The 12886-nt window shown below is 71.9% G+C and carries 11 protein-coding genes and 1 riboswitch; of the genes, 7 read left to right on the top strand and 4 right to left on the bottom strand.

Features of this window, described 5'->3' with window-relative positions:
- The first annotated feature begins 67 nt into the window (after window positions 1–67).
- The 6 genes from ACE4Q9_RS09360 to ACE4Q9_RS09335 all read left to right on the top strand — a co-directional run bounded on the left by ACE4Q9_RS09360 (window position 68) and on the right by ACE4Q9_RS09335 (window position 6866).
- A complete protein-coding gene (locus ACE4Q9_RS09360) occupies window positions 68–844 on the top strand; it encodes a VOC family protein (protein WP_397983781.1) in 777 nt (258 codons plus the stop codon).
- Between the two features lie 108 nt (window positions 845–952).
- On the top strand, window positions 953–2059 hold the full coding sequence (gene rlmN, locus ACE4Q9_RS09355; protein ID WP_397983780.1) for a 23S rRNA (adenine(2503)-C(2))-methyltransferase RlmN: 1107 nt from the start codon (window positions 953–955) through the stop codon (window positions 2057–2059).
- Window positions 2060–2131: 72 nt separating this feature from the next.
- Window positions 2132–2238: riboswitch (TPP riboswitch) on the top strand.
- A 70-nt stretch (window positions 2239–2308) separates the two neighbouring features.
- Entirely contained in the window at window positions 2309–3379 is a 1071-nt protein-coding gene (locus ACE4Q9_RS09350) for a thiamine ABC transporter substrate binding subunit (protein WP_397983779.1), read from the top strand.
- A 47-nt stretch (window positions 3380–3426) separates the two neighbouring features.
- Entirely contained in the window at window positions 3427–5028 is a 1602-nt protein-coding gene (locus tag ACE4Q9_RS09345) for an ABC transporter permease (protein WP_397987162.1), read from the top strand.
- Window positions 5028–6044: an ABC transporter ATP-binding protein gene (locus ACE4Q9_RS09340; protein WP_397983778.1), complete on the top strand. Its 1017-nt coding sequence runs from the start codon at window positions 5028–5030 to the stop codon at window positions 6042–6044. The genes ACE4Q9_RS09345 and ACE4Q9_RS09340 overlap by 1 nt, the downstream gene beginning before the upstream one ends.
- Before the next feature lie 24 nt (window positions 6045–6068).
- A complete protein-coding gene (locus ACE4Q9_RS09335) occupies window positions 6069–6866 on the top strand; it encodes a maleylpyruvate isomerase family mycothiol-dependent enzyme (RefSeq protein ID WP_397983777.1) in 798 nt (265 codons plus the stop codon).
- Between the two features lie 128 nt (window positions 6867–6994).
- Here the strand turns inward: ACE4Q9_RS09335 and ACE4Q9_RS09330 are convergent, their stop codons facing one another.
- From ACE4Q9_RS09330 to ACE4Q9_RS09315, 4 genes are all read right to left on the bottom strand, one after another.
- Window positions 6995–8317: a hypothetical protein gene (locus ACE4Q9_RS09330; RefSeq protein WP_397983776.1), complete on the bottom strand. Its 1323-nt coding sequence runs from the start codon at window positions 8315–8317 to the stop codon at window positions 6995–6997.
- A complete protein-coding gene (locus ACE4Q9_RS09325; RefSeq protein WP_397983775.1) occupies window positions 8299–9039 on the bottom strand; it encodes an ABC transporter ATP-binding protein in 741 nt (246 codons plus the stop codon). The genes ACE4Q9_RS09330 and ACE4Q9_RS09325 overlap by 19 nt, the downstream gene beginning before the upstream one ends.
- A 192-nt stretch (window positions 9040–9231) precedes the next feature.
- Complete coding sequence (locus ACE4Q9_RS09320) at window positions 9232–10614, bottom strand: aspartate aminotransferase family protein (RefSeq protein WP_397983774.1); 1383 nt, start codon at window positions 10612–10614, stop codon at window positions 9232–9234.
- Window positions 10599–11117: an Lrp/AsnC family transcriptional regulator gene (locus ACE4Q9_RS09315; RefSeq protein WP_145485556.1), complete on the bottom strand. Its 519-nt coding sequence runs from the start codon at window positions 11115–11117 to the stop codon at window positions 10599–10601. Before ACE4Q9_RS09315 ends, ACE4Q9_RS09320 begins: the two co-directional genes overlap by 16 nt.
- 205 nt (window positions 11118–11322) lie before the next feature.
- Here ACE4Q9_RS09315 and ACE4Q9_RS09310 point away from each other — a divergent pair, with 205 nt between their 5' ends.
- The gene (locus tag ACE4Q9_RS09310) at window positions 11323–12759 is read left to right on the top strand and encodes a gamma-aminobutyraldehyde dehydrogenase (protein WP_397983773.1); all 1437 of its coding nucleotides are present in this window, start codon (window positions 11323–11325) and stop codon (window positions 12757–12759) included.
- The last annotated feature ends 127 nt before the right edge of the window (window positions 12760–12886 follow it).

Below are 12886 nucleotides of genomic sequence, written 5' to 3'. Positions count from 1 at the left end.
CCCGTGGCGTGGCCACCCTGGTCCTTGGTCCCGTGGCCCCCTGGTCCCCTGGTAGGGAGAGCGAGAGATGCCCGACGTCACCACCCCGTACGCGACCGGTACCCCGTGCTGGGTCGACCTGATGGCCTCGGACCAGCAGGCCGCGCTGGACTTCTACCGCGACCTGCTCGGCTGGCAGGGGCAGCCGGGACCGGCCGAGTTCGGCGGGTACACGGTCTGCGAGCTGCACGGCAAGCCCGTGGCGGGCCTCGGCCCGAAGCCCCAGGACATGCCGGAACCGCCGCCGACCGTCTGGACCAGCTACCTGGCCACCACCGACGCCCAGGCCACCCAGGACGCGATCGTCTCCGCGGGCGGCACCCTGCTCGTCCCGGCGATGGACGTCGGCAGCCTGGGCCGGATGCTGATCGCCGCCGACCCGCAGGGCGCGGTCTTCGGCGCCTGGCAGCCCGGCGACTTCCACGGCGCCCAAGTCGTCAACGAGGCCGGCGCGCTGACCTGGAACGAGCTGCACACCAGCGACGTACCCGGCGCCACCGCCTTCTACGGCGAGGCGTTCGGCATCGAGATCGAGCCCATGGAGGGCGCGGACGCCTACTGGGCGCTGATGGTCGGCGGCCGCGCGGTCGGCGGCGTCACCCAGCTCGCCGGCGACCCGCCCGGCACCCCCGCCCACTGGCTGGCCTACTTCGCGGTCGACGACGTCGACTCCACCGTGGACGCCCTGGTCAGAAGCGGCGGCACGGTCCTCGCCCCGCCCTTCGACATGATGGCCGGCCGGATGACGGTGGTCGCCGACCCCCAGGGCGCCCCCTTCGCCATGATCAAACCGACGCCGATGTGAACCACCCACACCGACCGGCCCCCAGCCGAACGGCCCGGCCCGCCCGCGACGAGCACCACAAGCTGCGGCCGCAGGTCACCCGATTGGATCTGCGACACTGGTACCACCATGCCCAAGCCCGGAGAACTCACCTTTGTCGCGCCGCGCGGAGCCAAGAAGCCGCCGCGGCATCTCGCCGATCTCTCGCCCGCGGAGCGCAAGGAAGCGGTGGCCGGGATCGGTGAGAAGCCGTTCCGTGCCAAGCAGCTCTCGCAGCACTACTTCGCTCGGTACGCGCACGACCCCGAGCAGTGGACCGACATCCCGGCCGGCTCCCGGCAGAAGCTGCGCGAGGCGCTGTTCCCGGAGCTGATGACGGTCGTCCGGCATCTGTCGACCGACGAGGGCACCACCCGCAAGACGCTGTGGAAGCTGTTCGACGGGACCCTCGTGGAGTCCGTGCTGATGCGGTACCCGGACCGGGTCACCATGTGCATCAGCTCGCAGGCGGGCTGCGGCATGAACTGCCCGTTCTGCGCGACCGGGCAGGCGGGCCTGGACCGCAATCTGTCCACCGCGGAGATCGTCCACCAGATCGTGGACGGCATGCGGGCGCTGCGCGACGGCGAGGTGCCGGGCGGCCCGGCGCGGCTGTCCAACATCGTGTTCATGGGCATGGGCGAGCCGCTCGCCAACTACAACCGCGTCGTCGGCGCCATCCGCGCGCTCACCGACCCGGCGCCGGACGGCCTCGGCCTGTCCCAGCGCGGCATCACCGTCTCCACCGTCGGCCTGGTGCCGGCCATCCACCGGTTCGCCGACGAGGGCTTCAAGTGCCGGTTGGCGATCTCCCTGCACGCCCCCGACGACGAACTGCGCGACACCCTCGTCCCCGTGAACACACGGTGGAAGGTGCGCGAGGTGCTGGACGCCGGGTTCGAGTACGCCGAGAAGAGCGGGCGCCGGCTGTCGATCGAGTACGCGCTCATCCGCGACATCAACGACCAGGCGTGGCGCGGCGACCGCCTCGGCCGGCTGCTCAAGGGCCGGCCCGTGCACGTCAACCTCATCCCGCTGAACCCGACTCCGGGCTCCAAGTGGACGGCCTCGCGGCCCGAGGACGAGAAGGCGTTCGTGGACGCGATCGCCGCGCACGGTGTGCCGGTGACGATCCGGGACACCCGTGGCCAGGAGATCGACGGAGCCTGTGGTCAGCTCGCCGCCACCGAGCGGTAGTCTGAGCCCGTTCCAACGCTTCTTCACCATTGAAGCAGTCGAAGAAGCCGAAGAAGCAGTCTCGACATCTTCATATTCCGACAGGGGAGCGCCACAGCGCTGAGAGTGCGGCACCAGGCCGCAGACCCTCTGAACCTCGCCCAGGTCATTCTGGGTAGGAAGTTCGGTCACTACTCAAGCTGTTGCGCCCTGTCCGGGTCTTCCGGGCAGGGCCGCGTTCTTCCTGGCCAACCCCAGGAGGACAACCAAGTGCACAACAAGACCTGCGTGGCCGCGGCGGTCGGGCTCGGCCTGCTCGCGCTGTCCGCGTGCGGCACGACCCAGGGCCAGAGCAAGGCGGACGCCAAGACCGTCACCCTCGTCAGCCATGACTCGTGGGCCGTCTCCAAGAGCGTCCTCGCGGACTTCGAGAAGCGGTCCGGGTACCAGGTCCGCGTCCTCAAGGACGGCGACGCCGGACAGGCCGTCAACAAGGCCATCCTGACCAAGGACGACCCCCAGGGCGACGTCCTCTTCGGCGTCGACAACACCCTTCTCTCCCGCGCCCTCGACAACGGCCTGTTCCAGCCGTACACCGCCAAGGGCCTGGACAAGGTCGGCGCCCGGTACCAGCTCGACGGCAAGCACCGCGTCACCCCCGTCGACTACGGCGACATCTGCGTCAACTACGACAAGGCGTACTTCGGCAAGCACCACCTGACGCCGCCGCAGTCGTACGCCGACCTCGTCAAGCCCCAGTACAAGAACCTCCTCGTCACCGAGAACCCGGCCACCGCCTCGCCCGGCCTCGGCTTCCTGCTCGGCAGCGCCGCGCGGTTCGGCGACAACGGCTGGCAGGACTACTGGAAGAAGCTCAAGGCCAACGGCGTCAAGGTCGTCGACGGCTGGGAGCAGGCCTACGACCAGGAGTTCTCCGGCTCCTCCGGTGGCAGGAAGGCCGGCGGCGACCGGCCGCTCGTCGTGTCGTACGCCTCCTCCCCGCCCGCCGAGGTGATCTACGCCAAGAAGCGCCCCGCCACCGCCCCGACCGGCGTGGCGACCGGCACCTGCTTCCGCCAGATCGAGTTCGCCGGGCTGCTCAGCAACGCGCGGAACCCCAAGGGCGCCAAGGCGTTCCTCGACTTCCTGGTCTCCCGGGAGTTCCAGCAGGACATGCCGCTGAACATGTACGTCTACCCGGTCGTCGCGGGGGCCGCGGTGCCCGCCGACTTCACCAAGTACGGTCCCCCGGCCCCGCACCCCGAGACCATGGCCCCCGAGAAGATCGCCGCCGACCGTGATCAGTGGGTCAAGACGTGGACGTCACTCGTACTGAAGTGACCGCCCGCGGGCGGACCTGGCGCGGGAGCGCGGCGCGGCTGGGGCTGATGGCCCTGCCCGTCGCGTTCTTCGCGGTGTTCTTCGCCTGGCCCGTCGCCGCGATCGTGGCGCGCGGCCTGAAGACCGGCGGCGCCTGGCACCTCGGGCGGATCGCGGACGTGGTCGGCCGGCCGGACATCCGGCACGTGCTGTGGTTCACCACCTGGCAGGCGCTCGCCTCCACCGCGCTCACCCTGCTGCTCGCGCTGCCCGCCGCGTTCGTCTTCGCCCGCCTCGACTTCCCCGGCAAACAGGTGCTGCGGGCCGTCGTCACCGTCCCGTTCGTACTGCCCACCGTCGTCGCCGGCAGCGCCTTCCTCGCCCTCGTCGGCCACGGCGGACTGCTCGACCAGCTGTGGGGCGTACGGCTGGACACCACCGTGTGGGCGATCCTGCTCGCGCACGTCTTCTTCAACTACGCCGTCGTCGTACGGACCGTGGGCGGGCTGTGGGCCCAGCTCGACCCGCGTCAGGAGGAGGCCGCGCGGATGCTCGGCGCCTCCCCGTTCGCCGCGTGGCGCAAGGTGACCCTGCCCGCCCTCGCGCCCGCCGTGGCCGCCGCCGCGCTGATGGTGTTCCTGTTCACCTTCACCTCCTTCGGCGTGGTCCAGATCCTCGGCGGCCCCACCTTCTCCACCCTCGAAGTGGAGATCTACCGGCAGACCTCCGAGATCTTCGACCTGGGCACGGCCGCCGTCCTGACCCTCGTCCAGTTCGCCGCCGTCGGCGCCGTCCTCGGCGTCCACGCCTGGACGGTACGCCGCCGGGAGACCGCCCTGCGCCTGGTCGACCCCGGCACCACCGCCCGGCGGCCGCGCGGCGCGGGGCAGTGGGCGCTGCTCGCGGGCGTCCTCGCCGGCGTCGCGCTGCTCCTGGTGCTGCCGCTCGCCGTCCTCGTCCGCCGCTCCCTGGACGCCCCCGGCTTCGGCTACTACCGGGCGCTGACCCGCACCGACGGCGGTACGTTCCTGGTGGCGCCGGTGCACGCGGTGTGGACCTCGCTCCAGTACGCCGTCGCGGCCACCGCCATCGCCGTGCTGATCGGCTCTCTCGCCGCCGCCGCGCTGGCCCGCCGCGACGCGGGCCGGCTGGTACGGGGCTTCGACGCGCTGCTGATGCTGCCGCTCGGCGTGTCCGCCGTGACCGTCGGCTTCGGCTTCCTGATCGCCCTCGACAAACCGCCGCTGGACCTGCGCCAGTCCTGGATCCTGGTTCCGCTCGCGCAGGCCCTGGTCGGCGCCCCCTTCGTGGTGCGCACCATGCTGCCGGTGCTGCGCGCGGTGGACGCCCGGCTGCGGGAGGCGGCGGCCGTGCTCGGGGCCTCGCCCTGGCGGGTGTGGCGGGAGATCGATCTGCCGCTGGTGCGGCGGGCGTTGCTGGTCGCGGCCGGTTTCGCGTTCGCCGTCTCGCTGGGCGAGTTCGGCGCGACCGTGTTCATCGCGCGGCCCGACAACCCGACCCTGCCGGTCGCCGTGGCCCGGCTGCTCAGCCGCCCCGGCGACCTCAACTACGGCCAGGCGATGGCCCTTTCGACCATTCTGATGGTGGTGTGCGCCGCCGCCCTGCTCCTCTTGGAGCGGCTGCGCACCGACCGGACCGGGGAGTTCTGATGCTGAGCATCGAGGGCGCGACCGTGCGCTTCGGCGGGCGGCCCGTGCTGGACGCGGTGGGTCTGGAGGTCGCCGAGCACGAGGTGGTCTGCGTCCTCGGGCCCAGCGGCAGCGGCAAGTCCACCCTGCTGCGCGCCGTCGCCGGGCTCCAGCCCCTGGACGCCGGGCGGATCGCGCTCGCCGGACGGGACCAGGGCGGGGTGCCCGCGCACCGGCGCGGGGTCGGCCTGATGTTCCAGGACCACCAGCTCTTTCCGCAGCGCGACGTGGGCGCCAACGTGGCGTTCGGGCTGCGGATGCACGGCGTGCCGAAGGGCGAACGGGACGCACGGGTGGGCGAGTTGCTGGAACTGGTCGGACTGCCGGGCGCCGCCCGCCGGGCGGTGGCCGGGCTGTCCGGCGGCGAGCAGCAGCGCGTCGCCCTCGCCCGCGCGCTCGCTCCCCGGCCCCGGCTGCTGATGCTGGACGAACCCCTCGGCCAGCTCGACCGCTCCCTGCGCGAACGCCTCGTGGTCGAACTCCGCGAACTCTTCGGGCGGTTGGGCACGACCGTGCTCGCCGTCACCCACGACCAGGGCGAGGCGTTCGCGCTGGCCGACCGGGTGGTGGTGATGCGGGACGGCCGGATCGCCCAGTCCGGCACGCCACTCGACGTCTGGCGGCGCCCCGCCGACGCGTTCGTGGCCCGCTTCCTCGGCTTCGAGAACGTGGTCCCGGCGACGGTCGCGGGCGCGGTCGCCGAGGGCCCCTGGGGCAAGCTGCCGGTGCCAAAGGACGCCCCGCAGGGCCCCCGGACGCTGCTGGTCCGGCCCGCCGGCGTACGGCTCGTTCCCGTCGGCACCGGGCTGACCTGCACCGTCGCCGCCCGCACCTTCAAGGGCACCCATGTCGCCGTCCACCTCCAGCCGGAGGACGGCCCCCGGCTGGAAGCGGCCTGCGCGCTGCGGGACGCACCGGAGACGGGCGACACGGTGGGCGCGGAGTTCGACGCGGCCGAAATCGTCGTGCTCGACTGATCACCGGCCGCCTAGGGTGGGCCCATGACCTACCTCGCGCACGACCGCTACTGCGATGAAATCGCCCTTCAGGTGGGGCAGTTGAGGGAACTGATCACCTCCGGCGCGGATCTGTCGGCCACCGTGCCGACCTGCCCGGAGTGGTCGCTGGAACAGCTCGTACGGCATATGGGTGGCGCCCTGCGCTGGTCCGGCACGGTGGTGCGGGAGCGGGCGCAGGAGATGATCCCGACGGACCGGGTCCCGCTCGGCGGCGGCCCCGAGGCGCGGGGCGATGCGGCGGCGCTGGACGCGTGGCTGGCGGACACCGGCGAGCTGCTCGTCGGCGCGCTGCGCGAGGCGGGCCCCGAGGCCAGGGTGTGGAGCTGGACCGGCCCCGCCACCAGCGGCTTCTGGGCGCGCCGGATGACCCATGAGATCACCGTCCACCGCGCCGACGCGGCGCTCACCACCGGGGCGCCGTACGACGTCGCGGCCGACATCGCCGCCGACGCGCTGGACGAGTGGCTGGAACTGGTGCAGTGGGTGCAGCGCACCGGCGCGCGGGAGTGGGCCGCCGAACTGCGCGCGCCCGGCCGGAGCATCCATCTGCACGCCACCGACGCCGGGCCGGAGCTGAACGCCGAGTGGCTGGTCGAGATGGGCGAGGACGGTGTGAGCTGGCGGCGCGGTCACGAGAAGGCGACGGTCGCGTTGCGGGGGCCGCTCACGTCCGTGCTGCTCGCCTTCTACCGCCGGCTGCCGCTGGACACTCCGGGTCTCGACGTCGTGGGTGAGCGTGCGGTGCTGGAGTTCTGGCTGGAGAACACGAACTTCGGCTGAGCGCCGTGGGGGTACGTCCCGAGTGCCGGGTACGGCCGCTCGCCGGTTGATCGCGCGGTTCCCCGCGCCCCTTGGAGTGGCCTGCATCCGGGGCGCGGGGAGGCCCGGCGGAGCGGGCGGCCGGGCGTTCAGCGGGTCAGGGGAAACGCGGCCAGCGCGGCGATCGCCAGGGTGAGCGGAGTGAAGAAGGCCAGCAGGACGAGCGCGCGCAGGGCGGCGGCGCCGCGCAACACCCTCGTGGGGGCGCCGAGGCGCAGCAGGGCGGTGGTGGTCTCGGCGCGGTGCTGGCGGGTCTCGACGGCCACGGTCAGCAGCGTGGCGAAGGCGCAGCCGGTGACGACCAGCGCGCCGAGGGCGCTCAGCGGGCCGAGGGCGCGGGCGGGGGCGCGGTACAGGGTGGTCATGGCATACCCGGCGGCGGTCACCGCGCACAGGATGCCGAGGGGGCGGCCGATCCTGGTGGCCTCCGCCATCAGGCCGCGGCCCGCGAGGAGGCGGAGCGCGCCGGGGCGGGCGCACTGGAGGAGACGGCCGCACAGATGGGTGAGGCCGGGGGCGGCGAAGACCAGGCCGAGCGCGGTGAGGAGCCAGCCGAGGAGGAAGAGGCCGGTGCTGGCGGGGAAGGTGGTGAAGGTGGGGGCGGGGGGCGTGCGGCCCGCGTACGCCTGGGCGGTGAGGCCGGCGGCGAGGAGGGCGACCGCCCAGGGGAGCCCGGCGGGGGGGTCGCCGGGCCCCTTGTCGTCGTCGGCCGGCTTCGCGACCGGCGGGGGCGTGAACCGGGGGTCGATCACGCCGCCCGGCGTCCGCCCGGTGCCGTCCCCGGAGAGGGTGCCCCCGGCGCCCGCCGGTGCCGCCCCGGTGGCCCGGCCGGACGCATCCGGAGCACCGGCCTGTCGTACGAACGGCAGGTACCTCCGCTGCGGCCGGGCCGGCGGCCGGGGGTCCCGCGGGCGCAGCGCCACCGCCACCGCGACCGTCGTCACCCCCGGTACCACCGCCAGCAGGGTCAGGGTCGCCGCGCGGGGCAGGTGCTTGCCGGCGGCCAGGAAGGACGCCGCCGCGCCGTCGAACGGCAGTCCCGTCAGGTCGCCGCGCAGATGCAGGAAGAGGGAGAGCGCGAGGAGCGAGCCCAGGGTGGTGGACAGGGCCGTGACCAGGGCGGAGACGGCCATCAGCCGGGCCGGTCCGAGGCCGAGCGCGGACAGTCCAGGGCGCGGGCGGGTGCCGGGATCGGTGCGGGCCACGGCGAGCGCGAGGTACACCGTCGCGGCGGCCGGCACCACGCACCAGGCCAGCCGCAGCGCGCCCGCGCTCGCGGACTCGGGGTGTTTCAGGGCGTAGCCGAGGCAGGACAGCAGTAGGAACCCGGTGCCCGCCGAGGCCGCCGCCACCAGCAGGCGGCGCAGCTGGACGGCGGGCCGGGCCGCGCGGGTCAGACGGAGATCGAGCACGCGGCCCGGCCTTCCGCGTCGGGGACCTCCGGCAGGTGTACGGTCCGCACCGGCCTGCCGTCCAGCAGGTTCACCGTGCGGTCGGCGAAGGCCGCGGTCTCCGGGTCGTGGGTGGCCAGCAGCACGGTGATGCCGTGCGAGCGGGCGGCGCTGGTGAGGGTGCGCAGCACATGGCCGCGGTCGGCGCGGTGCAGCGGGGCGCTCGGTTCGTCGGCGAACAGCACGGTGGGCGCCGGGGCGAGCGCGCGGGCGATGGAGATCCGCTGGCGCTCGGACTGGCGCAGCCGGTGCGGACGCTTGCGGGCCAGCTCCCCGACGTCGAGGCGCTCCAGCCACTCCAGCGCGGTGGTCTTGGCCCGGCGGCGGCTGGTGCCGCGCAGCATCAGCGGCAGCGCGGTGTTCTCCCAGGCGTTCAGCTCGGGGACCAGGGCCGGCTCGGGGCCGATCCAGCAGAAGCGGTCGCGGCGCAGCCGCTCGCGCTGCGCCGGGCCGAGGGTGTGCACGGGCGTGCTGTTGAACCAGACCTCGCCCTCCTGCACCGGCTCCAGGCCGGACAGGCAGCGCAGCAGGGTCGTCTTGCCGCTGCCGCGGGGGCCGCTGAGGGCGAGGATCTCGCCCTCCCGGACGCCGAGCGAGACCCCGGCGAGTCCGGGGGAGCCGTCGGGGTGCGTGAAGTGCAGGGACCGTGCCCACAGCACGTCGTTGTCCGGCGGAGCCTCCATGGGCGTACACCTCGGTTCCTGATCCGTTTTCCCGTGCCCCGTTCCTCCATATGGGGGAACGAAGGCAGGGCCGATCGGTCACTGGCACGCTAGGCAGCCGCCGGACGGTGGCCGGACAGCACACGGCCCCGGGCCGCCGTTCTCACTCGAACGGGCGGCTCCGGGGCCGGTCGCGGTCACACCGTCAGCTGATTACAGCTTGGTCCACGCCTCCGTGAGGGTGGCGCGCAGGATCTGCTCGATCTCGTCGAAGGTCTCCTGGTTGGAGATCAGCGGCGGGGCGAGCTGGATGACCGGGTCGCCGCGGTCGTCGGCACGGCAGTACAGGCCGTTGTCGAACAGCGCCTTGGAGAGGAAGCCGTACAGGACGCGCTCGGTCTCCTCGTCGCTGAAGGACTCCTTGGTGGCCTTGTCCTTCACCAGCTCGATGCCGTAGAAGAAGCCGTTGCCGCGGACGTCGCCGACGATCGGCAGGTCGTGCAGCTTCTGCAGCGTCTGAAGGAAGTTGCCCTCGTTGTCCAGCACGTGCTGGTTGAGGTTCTCGCGCTCGAACAGGTCGAGGTTGGCGAGGCCCACGGCCGCGGAGACCGGGTGGCCGCCGAAGGTGTAGCCGTGCAGGAAGGTGTTGTCACCCTGGTAGAACGGCTCGGCCAGGCGGTCGGAGACGATGCAGGCGCCGATCGGGGAGTAGCCCGAGGTCATGCCCTTGGCGCAGGTGATCATGTCCGGGACGTAGCCGAACTTGTCGCACGCGAACATCGTGCCGAGGCGGCCGAAGGCGCAGATGACCTCGTCGGAGACGAGCAGCACGTCGTACTTGTCGCAGATCTCGCGCACGCGCTGGAAGTAGCCGGGCGGCGGCGGGAAGCAGCCGCCGGCGTTCTGCACCGGCTCCAGGAAGACCGCGGCGACGGTGTCCGGGCCCTCGAACAGGATCTCTTGCTCGATCTGGTCGGCGGCCCAGCGGCCGAAGGCCTCCGGGTCGTCGCCGAAGATCGGCGCGCGGTAGATGTTGGTGTTGGGCACCTTGTGCGCGCCCGGCACCAGCGGCTCGAAGGGGGCCTTCAGGCCCGGCAGGCCGGTGATGGACAGGGCGCCCTGCGGGGTGCCGTGGTAGGCGACCGCGCGGGAGATGACCTTGTACTTGGTGGGCTTGCCGGTCAGCTTGAAGTACTGCTTGGCCAGCTTCCAGGCGGTCTCGACCGCCTCGCCGCCGCCGGTGGTGAAGAAGACCTTGTTCAGGTCACCGGGGGCGTAGTCGGCGAGGCGCTCGGCGAGTTCGACGGCCTTCGGGTGGGCGTACGACCACACCGGGAAGAAGGCCAGCTCCTGGGCCTGCTTGAACGCGGTCTCGGCGAGCTCCGTGCGGCCGTGCCCGGCCTGGACCACGAACAGGCCCGCGAGACCGTCGAGGTAGCGCTTGCCCTTGTCGTCGTAGACGTAGGTGCCCTCGCCCCGGACGATCGTCGGGACGGGAGAGTTCTCGTACGAGGACATGCGGGTGAAGTGCATCCACAGGTGGTCGTACGCGGTGCGGCTGAGGTCCTTCTGGGTCACGGTTATCGGGTTCCCCACATGTAGGTCTGCTTCTTCAGCTTCATGTACACGAAGCTTTCGGTGGAGCGCACTCCGGGCAGTGCCCGGATGCGTTTGTTGATGACGTCCAGCAGGTGGTCGTCGTCCTCGCAGACGATCTCGGCGAGGATGTCGAACGAGCCCGCGGTCATCACCACGTACTCGACTTCCGACATGTCAGTCAGCACGTCAGCGATCGACTCGACATCGCCCTCGACGTGGATGCCCACCATCGCCTGCCGGCGGAAGCCCACGGTGAGCGGGTCCGTGACGGCGACGATCTGCATCACGCCCTGGTCCAGCAGCTTCTGGACGCGCTGGCGCACGGCCGCCTCCGACAGGCCGACGGCCTTGCCGATCGCGGCGTACGGCCGGCGGCCGTCCTCCTGGAGCTGCTGAATGATGGCGAGGGAGACGGCATCCAGCTGCGGGGTGCCGTTCCTGGACTCGCGGGACGAGTCCCTCTGGTCTGCGCTTCGACTGGCCACGCGCTCACTGTGCACGAGGTCTCGTCAGTTTCGCAAGCCCCAATCGATGAAATTCGTTGTCTGGAGGATCAAAGCGTGCGGATTTCGCAGAAGTGGCGCCGCCAGGGGTGTTGAAAACGTGGGGGTGCCGACTAGGGTGGGGTGTCTCAGTGATCGGACAGCTGCACCGGCCGTCCGCACTGGACCGCTCGAACCCTCGAACCAGATCAGGAGGCCGGCAGTGAGCACCGAGCTGCGTCGTCTGCGCAACTACATCGACGGTGAGTTCCGGGACGCCGCCGACGGACGGACCACCGAGGTGGTCAACCCCGCGACCGGCGAGGCGTACGCGACCGCGCCGCTGTCCGGACCGGCGGACGTGGACGCCGCCATGGAGGCCGCCGCCCGCGCCTTTCCGGCCTGGCGCGACGCCACGCCGGCCGAGCGCCAGCGGGCCCTGCTGAAGATCGCCGACGCGTTCGAGGAGCGGGCCGAGGAGCTGATCGCGGCCGAGGTGGAGAACACGGGCAAGCCCATCGGGCTCACCCGCTCCGAGGAGATCCCGCCGATGGTCGACCAGATCCGCTTCTTCGCCGGTGCGGCACGGATGCTGGAGGGCCGCTCGGCCGGCGAGTACATGGAGGGGCTGACCTCGATCATCCGCCGAGAGCCGATCGGCGTCTGCGCCCAGGTCGCGCCCTGGAACTACCCGATGATGATGGCCGTGTGGAAGTTCGCCCCGGCGCTCGCCGCGGGCAACACGGTCGTCCTCAAGCCCTCCGACACCACCCCCGCCTCCTCGGTACTGATCGCGGAGATCATCGGCTCGGTGCTGCCCAAGGGCGTCTTCAACGTCATCTGCGGCGACCGCGACACCGGCCGCCTGATGGTCGAGCACAAGACCCCGGCCATGGCCTCCATCACCGGCTCCGTGCGCGCCGGCATGTCGGTCGCCGAGTCCGCGTCCAAGGACCTCAAGCGGGTCCACCTGGAGCTGGGCGGCAAGGCGCCGGTCGTCGTCTTCGAGGACACCGACATCGCCAAGGCCGTCGAGGACATCGCGATGGCGGGCTTCTTCAACGCCGGCCAGGACTGTACGGCCGCCTGCCGCGTCCTTGTCCACGAGTCGATCCACGACGAGTTCGTCGCCGCGCTGGCCAAGGCCGCCGAGGAGACGAAGACCGGCCAGCCGGACGACGAGGACGTGCTCTACGGCCCGCTGAACAACCCCAACCAGCTCAAGCAGGTCGAGGGCTTCATCGAGCGGCTGCCCGCGCACGCGCGCGTGGAGGCCGGCGGGAAGCGGGTCGGCGACACGGGCTACTTCTTCGCACCGACCGTGGTCTCCGGCGTCAAGCAGGACGACGAGATCATCCAGAAGGAGGTCTTCGGCCCGGTCATCACCGTCCAGTCCTTCACGGACGAGGACCAGGCCGTCGAGTATGCCAACGGCGTGGAGTACGCCCTGGCCTCCTCGGTGTGGACCAAGGACCACGCCCGCGCGATGCGCATGTCCAAGAAGATGGACTTCGGCTGCGTGTGGATCAACACCCACATCCCGCTGGTCGCGGAGATGCCGCACGGCGGCTTCAAGAAGTCCGGCTACGGCAAGGACCTCTCGGCGTACGGCTTCGAGGACTACACCCGGATCAAGCACGTGATGACGTCGCTGGGCTAGCCGTCCCGGAACGTCCCCGGCGGCCCCCGCACAGGTGCACCCTCCTGTGCGGGGGCCGCCCTTTTGGTGAACTGCGCTGATCGACAAGGTGTCGGACAGGGCGCTCCCCGCTCGACGCAGCGTCGAT

This window comes from Streptomyces sp. AM6-12, from assembly GCF_044327085.1.
Taxonomy (GTDB): domain Bacteria; phylum Actinomycetota; class Actinomycetes; order Streptomycetales; family Streptomycetaceae; genus Streptomyces.
The sequence above is the reverse complement of the archived record's forward strand: the minus strand, read 5'-3'. Positions and strand labels throughout refer to the sequence as shown.